This window comes from Sutterella megalosphaeroides (genome assembly GCF_003609995.1).
Lineage (GTDB): Bacteria > Pseudomonadota > Gammaproteobacteria > Burkholderiales > Burkholderiaceae_F > Sutterella > Sutterella megalosphaeroides.
Genome location: NZ_AP018786.1, coordinates 2,196,933 through 2,221,509, shown reverse-complemented (window position 1 = coordinate 2,221,509; position 24,577 = coordinate 2,196,933). Strand labels below are relative to the sequence as shown.

Sequence of the window (24,577 nt, the reverse complement as noted above, 5' to 3'; positions counted from 1 at the left end):
GATTCGAACGTGCGAAAAAGAACGCCGCGGGCATCCTCGAAGGAATGCCCGCGGCGCCCGTGTGCCGCTTCGCCCGAACGCCCCGGGCGAGGTCGGGGCGTTCGAATCGAAGACGTCAAACGCGGTTAGAAGCGGTAAGCGGCGTTGAGCGAGAACGTGGTCGCTCCGCGCTCCCCATCGCCCCATTCGTAACCCGCCTTGAGACCGAAGGCGAAGTCGCCCGCCTCGGCCGTAAGGGCGAGGTTGGAGCGGACCTTCACGTCGTCGGCGAAGGTGAAGCGGTAGCTGCTCGTCGCACCCGCGAAGGCGACGGTCTGGTCGACTTCGGTGTCGCCCGCGGTCGGAACGACCGCCAGCGAGAAGGCCGGAAGAAGACGCATGCCGCCCGCCGTATCGAACGCAGCCGAGAGCTCGGCCCCGATCGGGAATTCGACCGCCGTGGCGTCCGCGTCGTCGACGCGCACGCCGTGGTTGGTCGTGTAGCCGTCGGAGGTCACGTAGTAGAGGTTCGCGCCGACAAAAGGCGTGAGCTTCACGGCGCCGAGATCGGCCGTACGACGCACTTCGGCCCCGAGTCCGTAGACGGAGGTCGTCGTATCGGTCGTGAGGTCGGCAACGCCGTTGACCTTAAGGTCCGACTTCACCCAAGCCGCAGTCGCGTCAAAGAGCACGTCGTAAGCGCCGATCGATTTCTTGCCGTAGAAGGAGAGACCGTAGAAGTCGAACTCGTCCTTCGCCGCAACGTCGTCGTTGTCGGTGTCGCCCGTACCTGCCGTGAAGGCGCCGCCGAGCTTCCAGTCGCCCAGCATGCTTTCGGCACCGACCGCAAGACCGTAGGCGTCGGTTTCAACGTTGAGCGCCTGAGCGCCCGTCGAGATGCCGTCCAACTTCGTCATGCCGCCCGTAACGCGAGCCCAGAGACGGGACTCGGTCGAAGCGGCGGCCGCTTCGTCGCGAACGACGCGACGCAGATCGGACGCACGGTCGTAGGCGGTCGTGAAGACCGCAAGCGACCCGCCCGGGTTCATGGCCGCATCAAAGCGCGCAGCGACGGCGGCGTTCGAAAGACCCGTCGTGTCGGTCAAGAGAGCCTGTGCGTAGTCGCGTTCGGCGCCTTGGCTGCGGTAGCCCGCATCGGCAAGCGCATGACCCTGCATGAGGTTCCCGTAGGCTTCGGGCGCATTGACGTTCGCGACGGTCCAGTTACCCTTGTCGTCGAAAGCGACTTCGAGCATGGCCGAACCGCTCTTGAGCGTCTCTTTGCTGTTCCAGTACTTGGCATCCGGATTCGTATCGGACGTCAGCTTGTAGGTAGCAACGCCGTCCTTGACGGAGCCGACGAGGTAGGCGACGGATTCCTTCGCCACGTCGAACGAATCGGCCGTGATGAGGGTGTCCTCAGCCGTCATGCCGGTGATGTCCGCCACGAGGACCGAATCCTTACCGAAGGCGACCTGAGCGTTCGTGCCGGCAGCGGCGCCCACAAGGAGCGAACCCGTCTTTTCAACCGTCACGGGACCCGCCACGAAAGCGGCGGCCGTGCCGGCACTCCATGTACCGAACTCTTCGGAGAAGACCGCGTGGAAGGCCGTGAGGTCTGTGGTGCCGATCGCAACGACGCCGTTCGCGTTCGCGCTGATCGACCCGTCAACCGTCTTGCCGCCGAACGCAAAGGTCGTCGCGTCGGTCGAAGAGGCGGCCGGGGTTTCGTCCGCCGCGGCGTAAGCGGCAGCCGCCTGAGCGCCCACCGTAACGGCGACGTTCTTGAGCGAACCCTTCGCAACCGTCAGGTTGCCGCTTTCGACACTGAGGTCGGCAGCCTGCGAAACCGTCAGCGTGCCAACGTTGACGTTACCCAGAACGTCAACGTTGTTTGCAAGCTTCAAGGACGTCACATCGAGCTTCCCGGCCTTGCCGGCATCGAGCTTCGTTTCGCCCGAGACGGTGACGTCCGCAAGCGTAAAGGAGCCGTTCTTGACGGTGAGGCCGTCCTTGCCGGACAGGTCGATCGCAGCGCTGATCGACCCCTTCACGTCGGCGGTCTCACTCCCAAGGGCGAGCCCGCCAGCGACGTTGAGAGCGGGCGCCTTGTCGCCTTCATAGGCAACGAGTTCGCCGCCTTCCGCAGAGCCCACGAGCGTGAGGGTGTTGCCGTTCGTCACGTCGACGGACGCGACGCCCTTGCCCAACTGCAGCGTGCGGCCGCCGAAGGACTTGTCGACTTCAACCTTGCCGGTTTCGTCGGCCTTGGCCGTCACGTCGGTCTTCTCGAAGATCTGACCGTCGTTGACGTCGCCGATGTCAACCGACTCTTCAACGTTGCCCGAGGCGTCGACGAGAGTACCCGTGAAGGTAATCGCCCCGCCCTTGTAGGCCGTCGTGAAGACGTCCGTCGCCGTGTCGGCGTAGCCCTTATTGAACTTGGCGTCGGTCAGCGCAAGCTTGCCGCCTTCGGCAAAGACGAGACTGTCGGTGGAGTACTTAAGCGCGTTCGCTTCGGCGATGTTCGTGCCGTCCGCGTTCAGCGCGATCGTGAAGACTTCGCCCGTCGTCGTGCTCAGCTTGCCCTTCGAGCCCACTTCAAGAACGCCCTTCGTCAGGTCGAGCGTACCGATGTTGGCCGCACCTTCCGCGAGCGTGAAGTGACTGCCTTCGGAGCCGACGAACTCGTCGATCGTGAGAAGGCCCGTATCGCGGACCGTCATCGCGAAGTTACCCGTCGAGGTGAGCTTGTCGATCGAAAGGGCGCCGCCCTGCTTAACGAACGCCTTCCCGTTGCCGGCCGTGAAGGACTTGACGGCAAGCTTCGCACCGTCCGTCACCTCAAGGCCCGAAAGACGATCTTCCTTCGTTTGCGCGAACGTCACGTCGTCAAGGGCGTAGGATGAATTCGCGCTGAAGCGGACCAGGGTGAGGTCGGAGTTGCTGCTCTGATTGGGAGCCTCGTCGGCGAAGCGGATTTGCGTGAGCGCCTTCGATTCGGCACCGATCGCGCCGAGCTTGCCGCCCGCGAATTCGAGCGTGCCTTCGTCGGCCGCAAGTTCGATCCCGAGGTTGCCCTCGGCATCGAAGAATTCGTCTTCTTCTTCGAGGTAGGTCGAACCCGCACCGAGCACGATGGTGTCGTAGTGGAAGCCGCCCTTGTTGACGAGCTTCGCACCGTCGCCGAGCGTGGCTTTGGTGCCGTTGATTTCGGCGCTCAGGTTGTCGAGCGTGCCGTTTTCGAGCGTGAATTCGTCGGCGTTGATCGTGGCGTTTTGCGCCGTGAGGTCGCCCGACACCGCAAGCTTCGCGAGGTTCGCCGTCAGGTCGAGGGAGCCCGCGCCGGTCGCAGCGCCGATCGTGCCGCCCTGCGTGAGCGTGAGGTTCCCGAGCACGGTCTTCGAATCGGCCCCTTCGACGCCGTCGATGGTGCCGAGAAGCGTGAACTTGCCGTTCACGGTCATGTCGCCGCCAAGGAGAATTGCGGCGCTCTTATCAAAGTGCACCCGGCCGTTGAGCGTGGCGGAGGCACCCTCAAGCACGCGGAAGGTCGTTTTGCCGAGTTGCGGACGGCTCCAGCTCCAGGTGTTCATGATGTCGCGGAAGGCGTCCGCCAGTCCCGAGGATTCGCTGCGAGCTTCGGCGTCGCTCCCGAACCAGAGGGCGTAGTTGTCGCCCTGAACCGTCACCTTGAGGTCGCCCCCGACATTAACCGTGTTGTCACCCAGCGCCCAGAGGCCGATTGCTTTGGAAGCTTCGGCCGTGATCGTCGTTGTGGTGCTCTTGAGACCCAGGATGCCCGAGACAGGATTCGGATCGTCCGTCAAGTCGTCTTGCTGGACAAACACGCCGATCGCGTTGCCCGCGGTGCTCGCTGCGGCAATCGTCGTTTCGTTGCCGTTGAACTCGATGACGGGCTCGTGCGAACCGTTCCTCATGTAGAGGCCGACGGGAATGAGGTTCTTGCCCGTTGCGGACGCCTTGATGTTCGTCGTCCGGGTATTGAAGGTGACGATTTCTTGTTCGTTCTGAATCGGGCCGTCGGCTTCGGCCATAAGACCGATAACCGTCGCAACCGGATTGTGCGTAGAGACGGGAACGTCGTAGTTGCCCGTGACGGTGATGTTCGTTGTTCCTTCGGGCTCGCCCTCGGCAGCACCGACCGTCAAATCGCCCACACCGGCCAGGTAGAGCCCAACCAGATCGTAGGAGCCTTCCGACGCGTCCGTGGTCTTGGCCGTCAAATCGAGGTCGAGTGTGGCGTAGGTAGCGGAATCGGTCCCGTAGAAATGAAGTCCGGAAACCGTCGACCAGTAATCTTCATTCTTTCCTTCGTTGAGGCTGCCCCACTTGCCCATCGTTTCATTCATGGCGTTCACCTTGGCGTAAAGATCGTCGGTGAACGTGAGGTCGATGACGGCGTCGGTATTGTCTTGGGGTTGAGAAGCACTCGAGAGGGTGAAATTCCCCCAGGCGGAGCCGGGATTAGTCGAGGCCTCGACGGTCAGCTGCCAGTTGGAGTCGACGGGGTACTGCTCGATGTAATCCTGTGCGAAGGCCGAGCCGGAGGCCATGCCGAGCGCGGAAAGCGTGGCAAGAGCGACGAGCGTCTTCTTGGCGCACGTCAGATCGGAGTGAGCGCCTTTAGGCGCGCTGGGGGGGGGTAAATTTCATAATTTTCAACCACTTAGAGATTTTTAAAAAGGCCTACCCGAAAAGGCAAGTCGCAGACCATTGTCCCGCGTCCGAGGAGGGGGTGTTTTAGGGGTTTTCTCTAAGAGTCTTGACGGCACGCACCGGCCGTCAACTCCCGGGCGGCCGCTCACGGCGCGTCGTCAAGCTTCACGGCCGCCACGCACGTCACGATTTTTTCGGGGGTAGGCACCTCGCGGATGCGCACCTGTACGCCGAAGAGGCGCGTGAGGTTCTCTTCGGTGATCGTCTCCGCGGTGGGCCCGAAAATCGGCGCTTCGCCGCGCGGCAAAAGGAGCACGCGGTCGGAGAGTTCCGTCGCGTGGGCGGGAAAGTGCGTGTTGATAACGACCGAGAGTCCCCGATCGACGAGTCGCTCGATGACGTCGAGAACGAGCATCTGGTTGCGAAAGTCGAGGTTGCTCTCGGGCTCGTCGAGCACCAGAAGTTCGGGCTCCACGGCGAGGGCGCGCGCCACCATGGCAAGTTGCAGCTGCCCGCCCGAAACTTCGTTCGTGCGGCGCGTGCGCAGGTGCGCGATCCCGACCGCTTCCATCACCCGATCGACCGTTTCCCAGTCGCGGCGCCCCGGAACGGCAAAGGGGCCGATGCGGGCGCTGCGGCCGAGGACGACGAGTTCGGCAAGCGTGAGCGGCGCAAAGCCCCCGGCCTTGGCCTGCGGGACGTAGCCCACGCACTGCCAGAATTCGCGCGCGGGCCAGTCGGCGACGCGCCGCCCGTTGAGTTCCGAGTGCCCGGAAGTAAAGGGAAGGAGTCCGAGCATGGTTTTGAGGAGCGTCGTCTTTCCCGCACCGTTCGGTCCGAGAATGCTCAAAATCCCGCCGCGTCCGTCGAAAGCTTCCGTATCGAATCGGAAGGAGACGTCCTTGAAGACGGGGGGATGGTTCGGCCACGCGTAGGTGCCGCGGCAAACTTCGAGAATCACGCCACACCTCCCGTTCGACGAAGAAGCACGATGAAAAATGGCGCGCCGACAACGGCCGTGAGGATCGAGACGGGAATTTCGCTCGCCGTGAGCGTGCGTGCGGCCGTGTCGATGACGAGCATGAAAAGGGCGCCGAGTACGGCGGAAGCGGGCAGCACGAAGCGGTTGTCCGAGCCGAAAAGCATGCGTGCGACGTGCGGCACGAGAAGCCCCACCCAACCGATGAGACCGCACATCGAAACGACCGAGGCGGTGATCATGGTGGCGGCAAGAATGACGAGCGCGCGAAGGCGCCGCACGGGAATCCCGAGACTTGCCGCTTCTTCGGCGGGCAGCGTGGCGGCGTTGAGTTTCCAGCGCAAAAGCCAGAGAAGCAGAGACCCCGCGGCCACCATCGGAAGGCCCGCAAGCAGGGCGTCTTTCGAAGCGCCTGTGAGCGACCCCATCATCCAGAAAGTGATCGCGGGAAGAACGTCCTGGGGGTCCGCGACGTACTTCACGAGACTTACGAGTGCCGTGAAAAGCGCCCCCGTCACGATCCCCGCGAGAACGGTCATGAGAATCGACGTTCCGGAGCGCGTGCGCGCGATGAGAAGCACGATCCCCATGGCAAGAAGCCCCGACGCAAGGCTCATCGCCTGAATGCCGATCCCCGGGAACCCCCACAGAATGCCGAGCACCGCGCCGAAACTCGCTCCCGTCGCAACGCCCAGCGTATCGGGGGAGGCCAAGGGATTCGCAAAGAGCGACTGAAAGGCGGCCCCCGAAAGCGCGAGCCCCGCACCCGCGAGGAGCGCAAGCGCCACGCGCGGAAGGCGCACGTTCCAAACGACGTTTTCCGCGGCGCGCGAGGGCGCTTCGCCCGCAAGGGTCGAAAGAAGGTCGGCGGGCGCAAGGCCGAAGCGCCCCATCCCTACGGCCGCCACCGAGAGGACGACGAGCAGGAGAAAAAGGGCCGAAATTGCAAGCGCGAAGCGGCGGCGGGCGAGAGCATCGATGCGCGCCGCGTCGAAGTCGCAGCCCGCGTCGGGGGTGTTTCCGTGGGTCATGGTTCGTGTGTGGCGCTAAGGTTACTGCGTGCTTCTGACGCCCTGCGACGCGCCTTCAGCCGCCGACCGGTCGGGCGAATACATGCGTTCGACCTGAGCGTCCGTGAGTTCGACCCCGACGATTTCCTTGTACCAGCGCTTCGTTTCAAGTACGAGGTCGACGTCCTCAAAGCGCGCGGGGTAGAGGGTCTTCGCAAGCCACAGGAGCGTGAGCGGCGTGTCGGCCCCGGGCGTGAAGGTGCGGTAGAGCCCCAGAGGCATCTTGTAGACGCGGTTTTCTTCCACGGCCTTGAGAGGCGTCCAGTCCTGCCCCGGGATTTTCCCTGCGCGCAGGTCCGAGGGCACGGCCTTCGTGAAATTCGTGAGGATCACGACGTCGGGGTCGTACCCGTAGACCGACTCCATCGAAAGCCGCGCGTTCGCGTTTTCGGCTTCGAGGTCGTGTGCGGCGTTCACGGCCCCCGCGGCGCGGCACCAGTATTCGCCGAAGAAATTGCGCCCCGAGGTGACGATTTCCTTTTCGTCAAGGCGCACGATGAAAAGTACCCGCGCGCGGTCTTTTTCGGCGATGTCCTTCGTGCGGTCCGCAACGAGCGACTCGATTTCGCGGGTGCGCGCTTCGATGAGTTCGCCCTTGCCGTTTGCTTCGGGAAAAAGCTGCGCGAGCGACGCCGTCCAACCGCGGTAGGTTTCAACGACGTCGTAGTGCCACTTCGTGGGGCTCACGGCATAGGCGGCAAGCCCTGCGGAGCGTACTTGTTCGAGCATCCGCCGATCGGGCGCGTTCACAAGCACCAGGTCGGGCTCGAGCGCCATGAGCGCTTCGACGTTGAGGGCCGCCCCGCGAATGAACGACGTGTCGGCGCGAAGCACCTCCGGAAAGAGTTCGCCGAGCAGGCCGTTTTTCGCCGCCGAGTAGCTCGCGGGGTGCATGCCCGCAACGATCGAGCCGTCCCCGGTGTACGCGGTGAGGGCGGCGGCAAGCGGCAGAATGTTCGCCACGACGACGCGCTCGATTTTTTCGGGCACCTCGACGCGGTCGCCGTTGTCGTCCGTAACGGTACGGGCCGAGAGGGAGGAGACGGAAAGGATCGCGGAGCAGCAAAGGAGCGCAACCTTCGGGGCGAACTTCAAAAGGGACATGACGAAGAATTCCGGAGGAAAAATCGTGGCAACAGGACGGAAAGCCGCGGCGGTCGAAAGACCGCGCGGTGCGTCAGAGGATGTGACGGCCTCGGGCGTCCTTTTTCATGATGCGTTCCTGCTCGCGCTTCCATTCCTTCTTGCTTTCGTCGGCGCGCTTTTCGAATTCGCGCATCCCGCGCGCAAGCGCGACGGTCACCTTCACTCGACCGCGCGTGAAGTGAAGGTCGAGGGGCACCAGGGTGTAACCCGCGCGCTCCGATTTGCCGATGAGCTTTGCGATCTCTTTTTTGTGCATGAGAAGCTTGCGCGTACGGTTCGTTTCGAGCGTCTCGTGCGTGCAGACCTGGTCGGCGGGCGTCATGTGGGCGTTGCAGAGAAAGAGCTCCCCGTCGCGCACGTAGATGTGCGCGAGATTGATCTGTGCGCGCGAAGCGCGAACGCTCTTCACTTCCCAACCGCGCAGCACGAGCCCGGCCTCGAACTTCTCTTCGATGGCGTAATCGTGGCGGGCGCGCTTGTTCTGAATAAGGGCCATTTGGAATCTCGAACGGTTTCGTGAAAGAATGGAGGGCCGCGGACGATCCGCCCGACGCTTGTCGAGCGTATCGGACGCTCTGCGGCGCGCCGCACGAGGGCGCGGCTCGGGTGCGGATCGACCGAGGATCACCTCGGACGCGCGTTGACGCGCACCGGGCCCGAATACTCCGAAGGAACCCATAATTTTAGCGGGAATCAATTTCATCATGCAGATTACGCTCTGCCGCGTCGACGCCTCGGGCGCGACGCAAGCCGACATCACGCTCGCCGAGGGCGCCCGCGTCGAAGACGCGATCCGTGCGGCGGGTCTTGCGCCCGAAACGCTCCCCGAAGGGACGGGGATCGCACTCTGGGGGCGTCGCGCGATGCTCGAAACCGCACTGCGCGCGGGGGATCGCGTGGAACTGTGCGCCCCTTTGCTCGTCGACCCGAAGGAGGCGCGCCGTCAGCGCGCCCTGCGTCAGGGGGACGTTCGACAGGTGACGTGCGGTCGTCACGGAAGCCGCCGAAAACTCGCCGACTGAGCGCCCGCTCGATTTTTTCTTCCGCCTCGGAGGGCGTCTCCGGACATGACGGGTTACAATTGACGGGTCGCTAGAGTTCACGCCGATCCGTCGGTCCCCGTTCGGGACCGGTCGGACAAGCGGTCTCCGGCATCGATTTCCGGACAAAAAACGACGTCCGGGCGCGACGCTTTTCAACGCCTTCGGGCGCTTCGCTTTGCGGGTTCATGCCGTAAGCAGGCGCCCGTTTTGCGTTCGACGCCCGAAAAAAGAAATCCGAGAAACGGTGCGTGCAAAAACGAGAGACCCGTCCGAGCCGGCTTCCCCGGGACGCGATCCCCGACATCGGTCCATCCGAAGAGAGAAAAAAACTGTGAATTGGCTCAATGAAATCGTCACCGTCATCAACGACTTTCTGTGGTCGTACGTTCTCATCCTGATGCTCGTCGGCTCGGGGCTGTGGTTCACGGCCCGCACCGGGTTCGTGCAGCTGCGTCGCTTGGGCGAAATGTTCCGCCTGATCGGCGAAGGCGCGGGGGCGAAACCCCGCGAAGGTCACATCTCGACCTTCCAGGCCTTCTGCGTTTCGACCGCGTCGCGCGTGGGCGTGGGCAACATCGCCGGCATCGCCATTGCGGTCGCCACGGGCGGCCCGGGTGCTGTCTTCTGGATGTGGGTGATCGCCACGCTCGGCGCGGCGACGGGTTTCGTCGAATCGACTCTGGCCCAGATTTACAAGGCCCCGAAAAAGGGCGGCGGCTTCGTGGGCGGTCCCGCCTACTACATCGGCAACGTGCTCGGGTCGCCCTTCTTCGCCACCGTCTTCGCGGTGCTCATTTCCGTTACCTACGGCCTCATCTTCAATTCGGTGCAGGCCAACACGATCGCCATCTCGATGCAGACTTCGCTCGGGCTCGATCCCTCGATGACGGGCGTCGCGATCGCGCTCCTCACGGCGCTCGTCATCTTCGGCGGCGTCACCCGTATCGCCAAGGTGGTGGGCATTCTCGTTCCCTTCATGGCGGGTGCTTACCTCCTCGTTGCCGCGATCGTCACGATCCTCAACATCCAGATGGTTCCGACGGTGCTCGCCGAAATCGTCCGTCACGCCTTCGACTTCGACGCCGTGCTCGGCGCGGGCTTTGCGATGGCCGTCATGACGGGCGTCAAGCGCGGCCTCTTCTCGAACGAAGCCGGTATGGGCTCGATCCCGAACGCCGCCGCCACGGCCGATGCCACGCACCCCGTGAAGCAGGGTCTCGTTCAGGCCGCGGGCGTCTACGTCGACACGCTCTTCGTCTGCACGGCTTCCGCCATGCTCGTTCTTCTCACCCCGGGCTGGCAGGAATCGGGCTTGACGGGGATCGAACTCTCGCAGCACGTGCTCTCGAGCCAGCTCGGCGAATGGACCAACGTCTTCATGACGGTGATCGTTCTCTTCTTTGCCTTCAGCTCGATCATCGGCAACTACTTCTACGGTGAAGTGAACATGGACTTCATCAGCCGTCGTCCGGTTGCTCTCCAGATCTTCCGCGCGCTCGTCGTCTGCATGGTCTTCTTCGGGTCCGTGGCGAGCCTCGGCCTCGTCTGGAACCTCGCCGACCTCTTCATGGCGCTCATGGCGATCCTCAACATCGTGGCGATCCTGATGCTCGGTCGCATCGCCTTCCTCGTGCTCGACGACTACTTCGCGCAGAAGCGTGCCGGGATCGCCCAGCCCGAGTTCGATCCCTCGATTCTTCCCTCCTCGCGCGGCGTTCTCGCCTGGCCGCGTCACAAGGACGAAGAAATCGATCAGGCCTGATCGACACCGACGAACGAATCCCGTCCGAGCCTCGGGCGGGAGTCCTTCCGGATACGAACGACGCCCCGACGTCCGCCCCCGCGGACCCGGGGCGTTCGTTTTTCCGCGCGTTTGCTCCCTGCGCCCCGCGCCCGTCGATCGTCGATTCCAATCCTCGGTTCACACGATGAAACACGTGTAAGTGCTTGCTTCACGACGTTTTGTCTGCAAGATTGGGGAAACCTCGGGGGTGGCCGGAGGGGGTGGCGGGTAAGGTTTCGTTAAGAAAGAGAGACGCAGTTAATTCATTGAAAACCCAGAAAAATTTCGTTTCGGTCCTCTATAAAAATATCTCTAAAGAGGTATTTCTTTCGTTCCCTTCAGGAGGGTGATGTCAGTCCTTTCGGATTCTTTAAGAAGTGCTTAAGACTTCCTACAATCGGCAACAAAGAGACGACCGACGACGGTTTTTCCCGAGGGCGAACGATTTACGCCCGAGCCGCCCGAGTCGATCCCGAAATCCCGAATTCCCTCGCATCCAGCAAGGAGCCACCATGCGACACTTGCCGCTTTCTCTTGCCGCCGCCGCGATCGCGCTTGCGTTCGTCGCCTCGGCGCAGGCCGCCGACCTCAAGGCCTGCCAGACCTGCCACTCGAACATCACGGAATCCCACGCGGGTGCCGCGCACAAGGACGTCGCCTGCACGTCGTGCCACTCGGGCGTCGACGCTCACCTGAAGAACATGAAGACCCGTCCGACGGTCAGCATGGACCCGAAGACGTGCGGTGCCTGCCACGAAGACCAGTACAAGTCGCTCTTTACGGCGAGCGACCGTACGGCGCGCGCTTCGAAGAAGTCGGCGAACGGCCCCGCTCCCGACCCCTTCTTCGACCGCGCTCTCGGCGGTCACGGCTTCACGAAGGAGCACGACCTGCCGCGCGCCCACGCCTTCATGGCGCTCGACCAGTTCATCGTCGACCGTGCGTTCGGCGGCCGCTTCGAACCGAAGGAAGGCTGGCTTTACACGACGCTCGAAGGGGGCGAATCCTATAAGGTCTGGGACGTCCTCAAGGACAACTACCCCGACAACAACGAACACAAGCCCTTCAAGCCCGGTACGGCCGCCGCTGCGAACGCCGTCTGCTGGTCCTGCAAGTCGACCGACGTGATGCTCGACTGGGCCTACATGGGCGACAAGGTCGAAGGGGCGAAGTTCAATCGCGCCTCGAACCCTGTGGACCTCGTTCGCGAAGTCAACCACGCCATCAACTGCAACTTCTGCCACGATCCGCACAACGCGAAGCCCCGCATCGTTCGCGACGCGCTCATCGACGCGCTCGAACGCAAGGACATGCCGACCGTCTACACGGATGTGGCCGCTCACAAGACCAAGATCGACGTCAAGGACGCGGGCGTTCGCGGCTTCACGCGCAAGATCGCCTACATGGAAAAGTCCGACTCGAACCTCATGTGCGCGCAGTGCCACGTCGAGTACGTCTGCAACCCGGGCGTCGATGCGAAGACGGGTGCCAAGATCGGTATGGACAATCGTTTGACGAACCACTTCCCGTTCGTGAATGCCGACCAGATCGAAGAGTACTATGACAAGATCGGCTACCGCGACTTCAAGCACAACTTGACGGGCGCGCTCCTTGTGAAGATGCAGCACCCCGACTTCGAAACCTTCATGGGCTCGAAGCATGAAAAGGCGGGCGCCACCTGCCAGTCCTGCCACATGCCCAAGGTGACGAACGAAAAGACCGGCAAGACCTACACCCTCCACTGGGCCACGTCGCCGCGTCACTACATCAAGGAAACGTGTCTGACCTGCCACAAGGACAAGACCGAAGCCCAGATGGAAAAGTCGATCGACGCGATGCACGCCTACTATGACGGCAAGGTCCGCGAAGTCGAATCCCGCATGAACGACATGTTCAACGCGTTCGAACTCGCTCTCGCCCAGGGCGTCGACGAAAAGACCCTCGACGAAGCCCGCAAGCTCCACAGCACCGCGCACATCAATTGGGAATACTGGACGGCCGTCAACGGTGCCTGGTTCCACAATCCCGATCAGGCGGTTCGCAGCCTCGCCAAGGCCGCCAAGGCCGCTCAGGACGCCACCGACCTCCTGCGCAAGGCGATGACTCAGAAGACGGCCGCGAAGTAATCGATTCCCGGAATCGACTCACGTGAGCCGAAAAGGCCCGGTCCTCGGATCGGGCCTTTTTACGCCCTTCGACCTAGAACGCGCGAAATCCGCTCCTCGCCGATCCGCCCGTCTGCGGGTTTTCGCTATTATTTGGGGTTTCCGAGAGGGCGCCGAGCCTTCTCCTTCGCCCTTTTTCCCTCACGTTGCCTCACCGCCATGTTCGACCTTGACAGCGACCGCCTGATTCTTTTCGCGTTGATGGGCCTGATGCTCGTCGTAGCCGCACTCTTTCTCGTTCCGACCACGTCGAAAAGTTTCGACGAGGAGAAGACGGGAAGCGACGAGGCCGATCACCGGCGCGAACTCCTCGAGGCGCTGCGCGATCAAAAGCGCCGTCTCGACGAAGACCGCGCCTCGGGTCGCATCACCGAGGCGCTCTATAAAGAGCTTCTCACGGACCTCGAGCGCCGCATGCTCGAAGAGCACGAGGGGCGCCCGTCGGAAACCGCCGAAGAGGCGGCCGAAACGGGTACCGCAAAGCCCCTTCGCATGAGCCCGGCGACCCTCACCGTGATCGTCGTTGCGATCCTCGTGGGGATCCCGACGGGGCTCTACACGATCATGGGCGCCCCCGAAATGATGCGCCTGGCCGAAGACCAGAAGGTCCTCGAAGGCACCGCCACGCCGGAAGCGATCGAAACGTATCTCCGCGACAACAGCCGCGACGGCCGCGCCTGGGTGCTCCTTGCGCGCAAGCGCGTCGAAGCGGGCGACTACGCCGGGGCCGCCACCGCCTACCGCGAAGCGCGCAAGGCGCAGACGAAGGTGCGCAACGACCCCGAAGTCATGCTCGAATTCGGCGCGGCGCTCCTCACCTCGGGCGAAGCGCGCCTGCTCCCCGAAGCGAAAAGCGTCCTTCAGGAGGCTCTCGCCGTTCAGCCCGACAACATGAAAGCGGTCGAGCTTCTCGCGATCGCCGCCTTCCAGACGCAGGACTGGAAGCTTGCGGCGGAGCAGATTCGCACCGTCCTCGGGACGCTCGAGCCCGATTCGCCGCGCTACGTGCAGTACGCGGAAACGTTGCGTCTTTTGGAACGCCGCGAGCAGGAAGCGCGCGAAGCGGGGATCACGCCCTCGTCTTGAGCGCGAAGGTCCCCCGAACCGACCCTCAAAATCTCATGAAAAAGGCCTCCCGCGCGTGCCGTGCGCCGGAGGCCTTTTTGCGCGGATTCCCGTCTCGATTTATTTCTCGTAGACGGGCGGCATCGCTTCGCTCGCCCTCAGGCGCGGCCAGGGGGTTTTGCCCCAGGGACCTTCGAGGAAGCTCGTGAGAAGCGCCTCACGCTCGGCGAGCACCTCAAGGGCCGCCGCCTCGCCCGTTTCAAGCGCGAGAAAGACTTCGGCCGCAAGGAGCGACTTCGCCCATTCGTGCCAGGAGGAAAAGCGCACGACGGCTTCGGTGACGGTGCGCTCGAAAAGCCGTGCGGCTTCTTTCGGGCCCACCATGTCGCCCGCCATCGCTTCCGCAACGAGCGACGCCCCTTCGGAGAGGTCCGATGCGCGCAGCGCAAAGCCCGAGAGTGCCCCGCGGAAGTAGTCGACGAACATCCGCTCGCGTTTCACGCGTTCGGGATCGGGCGTTCCGCGTCCCACGACCTCCACTCCGCCCCAGCCGAGCGCCATCTCGTCGGTGAGGAGCGTTTTGACGGTCGGGGCGGCTTCGATTCGTGCGTAGCGCGCCGAGGTGCCCGCACCTTCCGTCTGCGCGCGGCAGCGCTCGCAAAGGTCGGCCTCGCTCATGATGTTGAGCTCCGTCAGCAGATGGTGGTAAAGGTCGCGCTCGCCGAAGCGCGAGGCGTTGATTTCGCCCTCGGGCTCCCAGCCGCGCTTCCAGAGCGCGAAGCGCGCAAGTTCGTGCCCGAAGTCGAGAAAGGGAATCTCGCCCCAGTAAAGCGCCTCGGGGGCGGTTGCGTCCGGGGCCGAGAGGCGGTCAAGGGCCGCCCGAAGGCCCGTTGCAACGGGGAGAAGCGCCGCCGAAGGGGCGAGAATTTCGTAAGGGGTGTTGTCCGCGTCGGTCATGAAAGTCAGCACTTGGTGATCGTCATTTCGCAGGGACTGCGGCGGCAGTGGAATTCCGCCCGGAACCTTTCGCCCGCCGAATTGGTGAGGATGAGGGGTTCGGGACGGAGGAGCGCCCGGTCGGTCTTTTCGAGAATTTCCGGGAATGCCTTCACCATCTTCGGGCAGAGCTTCAGCTGCGCGCGCACGCAGTGGCGGCACGTCATCAAGGGGGCGTTCGCCACGGGTTTGATCTCAAAAGCGGGCGCCGTCACGCGGGCGCCGTGCGCCGCGTAAAAGTCGCGCGCGGCATCGTTCGCGACGTTCGCGTTGAACCCCAAGATTGGTTCGGGATAGGGGTTTTCGGATGCGGCAACGGGCGTCTTGCGCGAGGTTCCGCGGCGGGCCAGGATGCGTTCGCGATCGAGCTCTTCGACGGCCGCACGGCGCAATTGGTTTGCAATCGACGCGGGAACGAAGACGTCGAGGTCTTCGGGAATGAGGATGTCGGCCGCCTCGTAGACCGTGTCGCCGAGCTTCCCGAGGTTTGCCGCCAGAGACGCCCGGTTCTTTTCGGGGTTGGCCGGGGGATCGAGCTCCATCGCCACCGACGCCGCCCCGCAGGAGGTGCCGTCCGTGACGACGAGGTCGAGCGCATCCTCCGTCACCGTAAAGGCGAGCGTCACCGGAATGCGGCGGCGGGCCGTGTCGCCCGCCATGAGTTTCGAAAATGCCTGATCGCGATTGCGAAGAATCGTGGCGCCGACGAGGAGGCCCGAGAGGCGCTCGGTTGCTTCGCGCGGATAAACGCGCACGAGCCCCTTGGCGGCGGGCTCGATGCGGTTTGCGGAAAAGCCCCGCACGTCCCCTTCGGCCGTGCGGTAGGTGAGGCCGTCACCGTTGGCGAGCGTCACACCGTCGCGCGGCTTCAGAAGCAGGCTCTTGGGTTCGATCGCGCGCAGGATGCCTACGGGCGCTCCCGCCGCTTTCGGCGTTTCGAGTTCGGCCAAATCGTAGGGGGCGTCGAATTTGCGCCCGTCGATAAAGTAGTCCGTGCGACCGCGGTTGAAGCTCTTTTCGGGCGAGGGCTCGAACGTAAAGGTGCTTCGCCCCGCGGACGAGCGCGAAAGTTCGGGCCGACGCGCGATGATCGCGTCGAGCGCGTTGCGGTACCAGGCCGTGATGTTTTTCACGTAGCTCGCGTCCTTCAGACGCCCTTCGATCTTGAAGGACGAGACGCCCGCGTCGACGAGCGCTTCGAGGTGCTCGGTCTGGTTGTTGTCGCGCAGCGACAGTACGTGCTTCTTTTTGTAGAGCGGCACGCCCGCCTCGGTTGAGACGTCGTAGGGCAGGCGGCAAAGTTGCGCGCAGGCGCCGCGGTTCGCGGACCGGTGCACGAGCGCTTCGCTCATGTAGCACTGCCCCGAGTAACTCACGCACAGAGCCCCGTGGATGAAGTATTCGATACGGGTCTCGGGCGACAGCCTCGCGCGGATGCGGGCGACCTCGTCAAGCGACAGTTCGCGCGCCACCACCATCTGCGAGAAACCCGCTTTCTCGAGAAACACCGCCTTTTCGGGCGTTCGGATGTCGCACTGGGTCGAGGCGTGAAGTTCGATGTCGGGCAAGGGCCCCGCAAGAAGCCCCATATCCTGAAGGATCAGAACGTCGACCCCGGCATCTGCCGCGTCAAACGCAAGTTTTCGCGCAAGCGGCAGCTCTTCGTTCGTAAAGAGCGTGTTGAGCGCGAGAAAGACGCGCGCGTCGTAGCGGTGGGCGTATTCCGCCAAGCGTGCGATTTCGTCGAGGGTGTTCCCGGCGGCGGCGCGTGCCCCGAAGGCGGGGCCGCCGATATACACCGCGTCCGCCCCGTGGTCGATCGCGGCGATGCCCGTTTGCGCGTCGCGCGCGGGCGAAAGCAGTTCGAGTGCCGAAAGTTTGAGCACGATGTGTCCTCTCAACCGACGCTCAGCGCGTCGGGAAATTCGACGGCGCTTCGACGGTGCCGATGCGCACGGTGTTGCGGCGTCCCTTCACGGCGCAGCGCTCGACCTTAAGATAGTCGGCCAACTCCTCGTCCCCGGCGTTTCGCGCGAAGTCCGCGGGCGACATTCCCTTGTCGGTGCAGTAGTCGCGGTAGGCGCCCGAACGCAGAAGCTGCGTGACGACGACGCGCGAGGGTTTGCGCGCCGCCATCATGAGGGGTGTGACGCCCGCCTTCGTCTGCGCGTTCACGTCGGCGCCGTGCTCGATCAGGTACTCGACGAACGTGCGGCGGCCTTCCGTTGCGGCGTAGTGCAAGGGCGTCCACTTCCCCGGAGCCCCTTCGGTCGAGGCACCGAGCTCAAGAAGACGCTTGAAGATCGCTTCGTTCCCCTTGAAGACCGCCAACATCAAAGGCGTTTCGCCGAAGCGGTTGAGGGCGTTCGCATCGAACCCTTCCGCTTCCATCACGACTTTTGCCGTTTCCGGAGCGTCCGAGCGCATGGCGTACGTAAAGAGCGTGTCGCCGTTTTCCATGAGGCTGTTGGGGGTGAGGCCCGAGGCCAAGAGGCGCTTCGCGGCCGCGGCGTTCCCGGTGCGAACCGCGCGGCGCAACTCGTCAATGCGCGCGGCCGTGAGGGGATCGTCCGTCAGGTGTTGGGCGGAAGCGTCGGTAAGCGGCAACACGGACGCGACCCCGCTCGCGGAGTTCGCGGAATTCGCGTCGGCCGCAAAGCCCGAAGCGGCGGCTGCAAAAAGGACGGTACCCGCGAGCGCGGCAACGGTCGAACGCACGGAAAACTCCGGGCGTGAAGAGAACGAAATCGTCATGGTCGAAGGAATGTGAAAACCCGAAAATTTTCGTGAGAATAGCACGGTGCGCACGGGAGCCGCGCGACGCGGCGGCTCCTCGAAGCCTCAGAGCGGAAGTCGGAAGAAGTCGATCGCGTTTCGCGTCGTCTGCTCGGCGACTTCTTCGGCTTCAAGCCCCTTCAAGCGGGCGATTTCCCGCGCGACGTATTCGACGTACTGCGGCTCGCAGCGTTTCCCGCGCAGCGGCACCGGCGCCATGTAGGGGCAGTCGGTCTCAAGCATCAGGCGCTCAAGAGGCAGCGCCCGCGCCACTTCCCGCAACGCGTCGTTTTTCTTGAAGGTGAGGTTTCCCGTAAAGCTCACGTGCCCGCCCGCCTCAACGACCGCGAGGGCCGTTTCCACGGTCGACGAAAAGCAATGCATCACGAACCCCGTCTCGCCCGCCTTTTCCTCTCGGAGAATCGCAAGCGCTTCGGGTTCCGCATCGCGCGCGTGAACGATCAAGGGCTTTCCCGCGATCTTCGCCGCGGCGATGTGACGGCGAAAGCGCGCCCGCTGCCAGTCGAGGGGCTCCTTGCACCAGTAAAAATCGAGCCCCGTTTCGCCTACCGCCACCATCCCCGGGCGCGAGGCCACTTCGGCGATTTCGTCGACGTCGGGTTCGCGGTGGTCGGGGTACTCGGGATGCACGGCCCAGGCGCCGAAGAGAAACCCCGGGCGACGCGCGAGGAGCGCTTCGAGGCGTGGGAGGTCCGCGTCGTCGCACCCGACCGTGACGGCGGCAACGACCCCGGCTTGGGTCATGCGGTCGAGTACCGCGTCGATGTCCGCATCAAAGGCGTCGGAGTTGAGGTGGGCGTGGGAGTCGATGAGTCGCATGGAAAAAAAAGATGAATCGGTCGAGAGCAAAGGAATTCAGAAGTCGCCCGCCCCCGGGGACTTCCGGTCGAACCTGTGGCCCGCCAACGCCGAACGCGCATCGCGCTCGTCCAACCGTCGGGCGGCGGCGTAGGCAAGCAGGAGGTAAAGGAGCATGAGACCCGAGAGGTGCGCGCAGGCGGGAAGAATCGCGTGGAGGGTCGCGCCGTCCTGGGACGTCGCGGCAATCGCGGCAATGCCCGGGGTCGTGGGGAGGAGCTGCGCAAGCCCCAACGCCGCGGGGTTCGTGATTCCTTCCACGGGCCAGACGGCGCCCGAAAGGAAAAGCACCGGAGCCGAAACGATCACAACGGCGGGCGTCGTCCAGGCGTTCGTGCCGATCACAAGCGTCACGGCCGTACCGAGTGCGGCGACCGCCCCGGTAAAGAAAAAGCCCGCGGCAACGGTCCCCGTGACGTTCACGAGATTCCCGTAGTCCATCGCCCAGAAAGCAAACCCTTCCATGTAGAGGAACCAGAAAAAGGCGATGAACCAGAAGGCGGCGAAAAGCGCGAAGCCTCCCGTAAGGGGTCGTCTCAACGCGTCCGCTACCGTTCTCGGGCGTCGCGCGGCCGCAAGCCACCCGCCCAAGGCCATCGTGATCCCCATGAGCATCACGGCCTGAATGATGACGGGGCCCACCATCGGCACGGTGTAGTTGGCGTAACCCGAATTGGTGTTGTAGCGGTAGTCGACGATCAAACTCGGCGCCCGAACGGCAGCGGCCCCCAGGGCCGCCACGGGAAGGCCCGGCGAGCGCAACGAAGCCTCTTCCAGGACGCCCGACTCCGAGACGATCGCGGCCAACGCCGCCTGCACGGCGCGCGCTTTCACGGGGTAGGCGCCGTTGCCGAGCACGTGAATCGTCGTATTGAGCCCTCGGGCGAGGCGCTCCTCAAACCCTTCGGGAATCGTCACGACGACGTCGGTTTTCCCGCGTCGATAGGCGTCTTCGGCTTCGCGCGCATCCCGCGTTACGAGGAGAATACGCGACACGGACGCGGCGTCGAATTTGGCAATCAGGTGCCGCGCGGCGCTCGAACCGTCGAGGTCCGCGACCGCCACGGGCACGCGTTCGATTTGCTGATTGCCGTACGGCCACCCGTAAAAGACGAGGTAAAACGCAACGGCCCCCGCAAAGACCGCAAAGGTGTCGCGGTTGAGGATCGACGCGCGCAACGTCCACCCGAAGGTTTCCAAGAATCCCGTCGGGTGCGAGGCGGCCGCTTCGCGCTCGAGCGCTTCGGTCCGTTTCGCTTCCGGCGCGTCTAGCCGCGCGAGTTCGCGGGCAGTGGCTTCAAGGGGAAGTCGTCCGCGCCACTTCGCAGCCAAAAGGGGAGTCCCCGCCGCAAAGAAAACGAGCGGGAAGAGGGCGAGCGTCGCGAGCGTTGCGAGGATCGTCTCGACGGGACTCCCCAAGACCCACACTTCCGACTGAAGCCTCAGGTAGTGGGTAAGGGGCAGAAGTTCGCCGAAGAAGGCCGCCCCCGGCGTCATCGCTTCGAGCGGGAAGGAAAAGCCCGTAAAGGGGAAGGTCGGAGCGATCAAACACACGGTAGCGGAAACCGCGATCACCCACGTGGGCGAAATCGCCGTAAAGAGAACGGCCAAGCCCGCCATGGCGAGAACGAGCACCCAGCCGCCCGCAATCCAGAGGGCGAGAGGGCCCGTCGCGCTCCAGCCTTCGATCCCGGCGAAATACCCGACCCAGGCCGTGGACGCAAGGCCGAAAAAGAGGATCCAGGGAAGGAGCTTCCCGAGTACGACCGCGGTTGCGCTTCCCAGCGCCGCTTCGAAAAACCGATCGAGCCCCCCGTCGCGCCATTCGCGAACGGCGGAGGAAACGAACATCAACGCGGCCCCCAGGGCGAGCACCCCGGGGAGGAGTGTGGGCAACAGGTACGCAAAGAAATTGAAGGCCGTGTTCCCTTCGAAGTCGACGTCGGGAACCGTGACGCGCATGCGTCCGGCGTTCGCGGCAAAGGTGCCGCCCGCTTGCGTGAGTTTGACGGCGGCCTCTTCCATGCGCGCGGCGGCAAGAGCGCTCTTCAAATCGACCTCAAGGATGGTCCCCACCGCGTAGTAGGTCTTGTTGAGCTGAAGCGAAAGCGCGCTTCCGGTCCCGCGCAGGTTGTCGCGCTCCCAGTCGGGGGGAACGACGATCGTCCCGTAGGTGGCGCCTCGGGAAAGGGCCTCGTTCGCTTCGGCAATCGACGAAAACCTCACGGATCGCACCGACGGGAGCGCTTCGACGCGCTCGATCGCGGCGCGCGAGCTGCTCGAGCGGTCGAGGTCCACCACCCCGACGGGAAGACGCGTCATGAGGCCGTTGCCGAAGGTGAGCGCCAACACGACGCACCAGAAAATCGGCAGCAAAAGTCCCGTCACCCACTCCTTGGGGCGCGAGAAAACGCCCGAGACTTCGAGCCGGGCCACCTTGAAGAGAGCGTCGCAAAAAGAGCCGAAGCGCATGGCGGATACCGGTGGGTTAGTGACGGGCCGTGGTGTCGGCCGCACTGTCGGCGACTTCAAGCGCCGCGCGATCCACCACCACCGTCATCCCCGGGCGCAGATTCGGAATCGCTTCGACGGGGCGGGCACGCACTTCGAAGGTCCGGAGATCGTACCCCGAGGACTGACGGGTCGCGCGCCACGTGGCGTAGTCGCCCCGCGGGTTGATCCAGTAGACGGAAAAGTCGAACGTCCCGCCGAGCGCCGGAACGTGCGCCGGGAAACGGCGCCCCACGGTGACGCCCTTCAGGTCGTCTTCGCGCAGGTTGAAGGTGACCCAGGGGTCGGAGACGTCGGTGACAAGCACGAGCGGGAAGCCCGCCGGCGCCACTTCGCCCGGTTCCATCACGACGCGCGTCACTTCGCCCGCAATGGGACTCTTCACGTCGCTTTCGCCCGCAAGGGAGGTCGCTTCCGAGACTCCCCCTTCGGCCTGCGCGAGAAGCGCTCGGGCGGCTTCCTTTTCCTGACGGCGGGCGCCTTCTTCGAGGGCCGAAAGCTGTGCGCGGGCGGCCGCAACGAGCTCGCGGGCGTTTTGAAGTTGCGCGCGTGCTTCGTCGTGGCGCTGCGAGGCAATGAGCCCCTCGCGGTAAAGTGCGTCGATGCGGTCGAACGTCTTTTTCGCGAGCGTCTCCCCGGCGCGGGCGCGCTCGAGGGTCGCCCGCGCGGCGTCGATTTCCTGCGTGCGGGCGCCTTCTTCGGCGAGATCGGCCTTCGCGGCGGCGGCGCGCTTCAGGGCGCTCGCCTGCGCGAGACGCGCTTCGATTTCGGGAATCTCGATGACGGCGACGACGTCGCCCGCCTTCACGACGTCCCCTTCCTTCACGTTCACGGTGCCGATGCGCCCGGGGATCTTCGCCGCCACCGACACGGTCGTGGCGTCGACCGTACCCTGAAGCGGCACGGGTTCGGGGTTCGTCGCCTTCCAGACGCCCCAGCCCACGAAGGCCGCGGCGCCGATCAGAACAGCGAGACCCGCGATCGCGGGCACTTTGGAAACCGCCTTCGGGCGGGAATCGAGCCCGTCATTCGGACGAGCCGCGGAACGTTCGACGTCGGTCATAGAAAACCACTGCGGAAAAAAGGAAAAAGGGATGTCGGCTTGACGAAACCTTCCCCGAAGGCTCTGCACCGTGCATCGAGCGCATCAAGTACATCACGTGCATCGGGGAGGAGGCTTGGCGTCGGCCGCAAAATTCGGTCTCGGAGTTCGCTCTCAGAGTTCGGTCTCGAGGTCGTTGCGCGCGAGCGACTCGACGAATTGGTCCATGCGACCCGAGGCCGCGTGGAGCATCGCCCAACCGAGCACGAACTTGTAGGCGGCGACGCGCTTGGCGATTTCGGCTCCGGCCAGCTGCGTGCGGGCGGTGCTCACGTCAAGCGCCGTCGACAAACCTTCGGCAAAGCTCGATTCGCGAAGGCGCAGGTTTTCTCGCGCGAGTTTCACGGTCGAATCGGTAAGGTCGTACTCGTCGCGCGCCTGCGTGACGCGCAGGAAGGCGACGTTCACGGTGCTCGTGATCGTATTCTGCGCTTCGGCGTGCGCCGCTTCGGCTTTCGAAACGACGCTCTGCGCGGCGGAAAGACTCGCGAAGCGGTCCGAATTGCTCCAGAGCGTGAATTTGACGCCGATCCCCGCGACCCAGTCGGGCTCGGGCAACGTCAAGTAGTGTTTGATGAGGTTCTTCGTCCCGAAGGCAAAGACCTGAGGCTTGAAACGGCTCTCGGCCGCCGCCACCCCCTGCACCGCCTGAAGGCGCTGCGCGTCGATGCGATCAAGTACGGGGCTCGACGCACGGGCGGCTGCTTCCCAGTCGGCAAGCGTCCCGAGGTCGCCGCGAATGACAAAGAGCGGCGTGGAAAGCTCCGGCAGACGCGCTTCCCTGAGCCCGTGCATGAGTTCGGTTTCCGCCACGCGGGTGTCCGTCTGCGCGGCGACGAGGTCGCGCTTCGCGGCGTCGCGCGACACTTCGACGCTCATGCGTTCGATCTTCGAAATAAGCCCCTCTTTTTCAAAGCGCTTCGCGCGGTGCACGGCCCGCTCTTCGTCGGCGAGCATGTCGCTTCGCACCTTTTCGATCGAGCGCGCGAGCTGTACGGCCCAGTACTTCCGAGCGAGGTCCGCGTCCATTTCGTTTTGCACCGCATCGCGCTCGGCGCGGCTTTCGGTCGCTTTGTGCCCGAGTGCGGCCTGCTTGGCGGAAATCGCACCCCCCGTGTAAAGGGGCCACACCATGTTGATCGCCGCGCGCGGGCCGCCGATGTCTTCCTTGGCGGAAATCGAAAAGTTCGAGGGGATGCGCGAGGCAACGGCGCTGCCGTACCCCGGGTGCAACGCGTCGACCATTCCGCCCACGGCACCGGCAATCCCCGAAGTGTCGAGCCCGAGCTCGATCGTTTTCGTCCCTTCCATCTGCATTGCCTCGACGTCGATCGTCGGGCCGCCGAGCCACTTCGCGCTTTCGGACTCGTAGTCGGCGCGGGCGATTTCGGCGTCGTGCGCGCGAAGAATGTCGGCGCGCGCATGAAGAAGCGTGCGCGCTTCGTCGAAACTCATCGGCGCGGCGCGGTGTGCCGTGGCCGCAACCGTACCCGTGCCCGAAGAGGCCTCGACGGCTCGGACGGGTTCGCTCGAAGCGACGGGGGCTGCCTCAAGGCTGCCCGTCGCAGCGCAGACGGCTGCGACGATGAGAAGTCCGGCCCGGGCGCGGCCTCGCAAGAGTTCGTTGGACATGGATTACGCAGTCGGAAGATTGAAAGGAAGTGAGCATGATACGCGCTCGGGCGCTCGTTTGGCTTCTTTCGGGCTTTTCGCGGCCCGTATTTTCCTTGTGCTTCTCGCGAAGCCGCTCACGGGAACGCTCACGGGAAGGGCCGGAACCAGAAGCCGTACGGGCGCGAGTCGAGGTAGAGCTCCATCCGATCGCGTTCGGCCTCGGCGCGCTTGGCGCGCTCGGATGCGCGTTCAAGCGCGAATTCAAGGTCCTTTTCGTAACCCGGCGCCTCCTTCGGGCGCTCGAGCGTGACGGTGAGGCCCCGCTTCGGGTCGGGAACGAGTTCCGCGGCCGTTTCGGCTTTCGCCCCAGAAGGCCAGGTCGCGCGAAAGCCCGGGATCTTCCCGCCGCGTGCTTCAAGGTCGTCCGTCGGGTACTGCACCTCGACGGGCGCGATCCCGTATTCGACCGAGCCCGTGAGGTCGGTGATGCGCGCGCCCTCGGGGCGGCTCTCAACCGTGACGTACGTGCTGCAGCCCGCCGCAAGCTGGCAAACGAAAAGTGCGGCGAAAAGATTTCGTAGACGCATGGCTTCGGGGGTCCGCCGCGGAGGGCGGATGCGGAAAAAGTGGCACCTGTATTTTGCTCTTCCGAGTGTAGCCGTCTTCAAGGCCGAAAAGAAAGCGAGGTCCCGCCCCGAAGAAGGAAGCGCAAGGAAGTGCATTCGGGTCGCGTCCCTGAAGGCGCACGCCCGAAAGAACCGAAAGGAGGTCGCCCGAGCGCAGGAACGCC

At 64.2% G+C, this 24,577-nt stretch carries 17 protein-coding genes; 4 read left to right on the top strand and 13 right to left on the bottom strand.

The annotated features are described in order from the left end of the window. Positions 1 to 125 precede the first annotated feature (125 nt). From S6FBBBH3_RS08825 to smpB, 5 genes are all read right to left on the bottom strand, one after another. Positions 126 to 4,556 (bottom strand): autotransporter outer membrane beta-barrel domain-containing protein, encoded by a 4,431-nt coding sequence (locus tag S6FBBBH3_RS08825; RefSeq protein WP_120177396.1) that lies wholly within the window; start codon positions 4,554 to 4,556, stop codon positions 126 to 128. A gap of 248 nt (positions 4,557 to 4,804) precedes the next feature. Then, positions 4,805 to 5,620: an ABC transporter ATP-binding protein gene (locus S6FBBBH3_RS08820; protein WP_120177395.1), complete on the bottom strand. Its 816-nt coding sequence runs from the start codon at positions 5,618 to 5,620 to the stop codon at positions 4,805 to 4,807. Next, entirely contained in the window at positions 5,617 to 6,669 is a 1,053-nt protein-coding gene (locus tag S6FBBBH3_RS08815) for a FecCD family ABC transporter permease (RefSeq protein WP_120177394.1), read from the bottom strand. The genes S6FBBBH3_RS08820 and S6FBBBH3_RS08815 overlap by 4 nt, the downstream gene beginning before the upstream one ends. A gap of 21 nt (positions 6,670 to 6,690) precedes the next feature. After that, entirely contained in the window at positions 6,691 to 7,812 is a 1,122-nt protein-coding gene (locus S6FBBBH3_RS08810) for an ABC transporter substrate-binding protein (protein WP_120177393.1), read from the bottom strand. 73 nt (positions 7,813 to 7,885) lie between these two features. Further along, positions 7,886 to 8,350: an SsrA-binding protein SmpB gene (gene smpB / locus S6FBBBH3_RS08805; RefSeq protein WP_120177392.1), complete on the bottom strand. Its 465-nt coding sequence runs from the start codon at positions 8,348 to 8,350 to the stop codon at positions 7,886 to 7,888. 208 nt (positions 8,351 to 8,558) lie between these two features. On the opposite strand from smpB, the gene S6FBBBH3_RS08800 reads away from it, so the two are divergent. From S6FBBBH3_RS08800 to ccmI, 4 genes are all read left to right on the top strand, one after another. Beyond that, positions 8,559 to 8,876 (top strand): RnfH family protein, encoded by a 318-nt coding sequence (locus S6FBBBH3_RS08800; RefSeq protein WP_120177391.1) that lies wholly within the window; start codon positions 8,559 to 8,561, stop codon positions 8,874 to 8,876. Positions 8,877 to 9,228: 352 nt separating this feature from the next. After that, on the top strand, positions 9,229 to 10,659 hold the full coding sequence (locus S6FBBBH3_RS08790; protein ID WP_120177389.1) for an alanine/glycine:cation symporter family protein: 1,431 nt from the start codon (positions 9,229 to 9,231) through the stop codon (positions 10,657 to 10,659). 533 nt (positions 10,660 to 11,192) lie between these two features. Further along, positions 11,193 to 12,806, top strand: coding sequence for an ammonia-forming cytochrome c nitrite reductase subunit c552 (locus tag S6FBBBH3_RS08785; protein ID WP_120177388.1), 1,614 nt, complete (start codon positions 11,193 to 11,195; stop codon positions 12,804 to 12,806). A gap of 198 nt (positions 12,807 to 13,004) precedes the next feature. Next, entirely contained in the window at positions 13,005 to 13,931 is a 927-nt protein-coding gene (ccmI, locus tag S6FBBBH3_RS08780) for a c-type cytochrome biogenesis protein CcmI (RefSeq protein ID WP_120177387.1), read from the top strand. A 99-nt stretch (positions 13,932 to 14,030) separates the two neighbouring features. Here ccmI and S6FBBBH3_RS08775 read toward each other — a convergent pair whose 3' ends face one another. The 8 genes from S6FBBBH3_RS08775 to S6FBBBH3_RS08740 all read right to left on the bottom strand — a co-directional run bounded on the left by S6FBBBH3_RS08775 (position 14,031) and on the right by S6FBBBH3_RS08740 (position 24,374). Then, on the bottom strand, positions 14,031 to 14,879 hold the full coding sequence (locus tag S6FBBBH3_RS08775; protein ID WP_120177386.1) for a DUF1266 domain-containing protein: 849 nt from the start codon (positions 14,877 to 14,879) through the stop codon (positions 14,031 to 14,033). Beyond that, entirely contained in the window at positions 14,873 to 16,792 is a 1,920-nt protein-coding gene (locus tag S6FBBBH3_RS08770) for a peptidase U32 family protein (protein WP_120177385.1), read from the bottom strand. Before S6FBBBH3_RS08770 ends, S6FBBBH3_RS08775 begins: the two co-directional genes overlap by 7 nt. A gap of 22 nt (positions 16,793 to 16,814) precedes the next feature. Next, a complete protein-coding gene (locus S6FBBBH3_RS08765) occupies positions 16,815 to 17,624 on the bottom strand; it encodes an ankyrin repeat domain-containing protein (protein WP_232008774.1) in 810 nt (269 codons plus the stop codon). A 123-nt stretch (positions 17,625 to 17,747) separates the two neighbouring features. Next, positions 17,748 to 18,521: a TatD family hydrolase gene (locus S6FBBBH3_RS08760; RefSeq protein ID WP_120177383.1), complete on the bottom strand. Its 774-nt coding sequence runs from the start codon at positions 18,519 to 18,521 to the stop codon at positions 17,748 to 17,750. A 36-nt stretch (positions 18,522 to 18,557) separates the two neighbouring features. After that, positions 18,558 to 21,032 (bottom strand): ABC transporter permease, encoded by a 2,475-nt coding sequence (locus S6FBBBH3_RS08755; protein ID WP_120177382.1) that lies wholly within the window; start codon positions 21,030 to 21,032, stop codon positions 18,558 to 18,560. Positions 21,033 to 21,048: 16 nt separating this feature from the next. Next, a complete protein-coding gene (locus tag S6FBBBH3_RS08750; protein ID WP_120177381.1) occupies positions 21,049 to 22,134 on the bottom strand; it encodes an HlyD family secretion protein in 1,086 nt (361 codons plus the stop codon). A 153-nt stretch (positions 22,135 to 22,287) separates the two neighbouring features. After that, the gene (locus S6FBBBH3_RS08745; protein ID WP_120177380.1) at positions 22,288 to 23,805 is read right to left on the bottom strand and encodes a TolC family protein; all 1,518 of its coding nucleotides are present in this window, start codon (positions 23,803 to 23,805) and stop codon (positions 22,288 to 22,290) included. A gap of 128 nt (positions 23,806 to 23,933) precedes the next feature. Beyond that, positions 23,934 to 24,374 carry a hypothetical protein gene (locus tag S6FBBBH3_RS08740; protein ID WP_120177379.1) on the bottom strand — a complete coding sequence of 147 codons (441 nt, stop codon included), beginning with the start codon at positions 24,372 to 24,374 and terminating at the stop codon, positions 23,934 to 23,936. Positions 24,375 to 24,577: the final 203 nt, after the last annotated feature.

Coding starts and splice junctions, on each gene's coding strand:
- S6FBBBH3_RS08825 (WP_120177396.1), bottom strand. CDS start 4,556: ATGGCCTCCGGCTCGGCCTTCGCACAGGATTACATCGAGCAGTACCCC.
- S6FBBBH3_RS08815 (WP_120177394.1), bottom strand. CDS start 6,669: ATGACCCACGGAAACACCCCCGACGCGGGCTGCGACTTCGACGCGGCG.
- S6FBBBH3_RS08810 (WP_120177393.1), bottom strand. CDS start 7,812: ATGTCCCTTTTGAAGTTCGCCCCGAAGGTTGCGCTCCTTTGCTGCTCC.
- smpB (WP_120177392.1), bottom strand. CDS start 8,350: ATGGCCCTTATTCAGAACAAGCGCGCCCGCCACGATTACGCCATCGAA.
- S6FBBBH3_RS08800 (WP_120177391.1), top strand. CDS start 8,559: ATGCAGATTACGCTCTGCCGCGTCGACGCCTCGGGCGCGACGCAAGCC.
- S6FBBBH3_RS08785 (WP_120177388.1), top strand. CDS start 11,193: ATGCGACACTTGCCGCTTTCTCTTGCCGCCGCCGCGATCGCGCTTGCG.
- ccmI (WP_120177387.1), top strand. CDS start 13,005: ATGTTCGACCTTGACAGCGACCGCCTGATTCTTTTCGCGTTGATGGGC.
- S6FBBBH3_RS08760 (WP_120177383.1), bottom strand. CDS start 18,521: ATGCGACTCATCGACTCCCACGCCCACCTCAACTCCGACGCCTTTGAT.
- S6FBBBH3_RS08755 (WP_120177382.1), bottom strand. CDS start 21,032: ATGCGCTTCGGCTCTTTTTGCGACGCTCTCTTCAAGGTGGCCCGGCTC.
- S6FBBBH3_RS08750 (WP_120177381.1), bottom strand. CDS start 22,134: ATGACCGACGTCGAACGTTCCGCGGCTCGTCCGAATGACGGGCTCGAT.
- S6FBBBH3_RS08745 (WP_120177380.1), bottom strand. CDS start 23,805: ATGTCCAACGAACTCTTGCGAGGCCGCGCCCGGGCCGGACTTCTCATC.
- S6FBBBH3_RS08740 (WP_120177379.1), bottom strand. CDS start 24,374: ATGCGTCTACGAAATCTTTTCGCCGCACTTTTCGTTTGCCAGCTTGCG.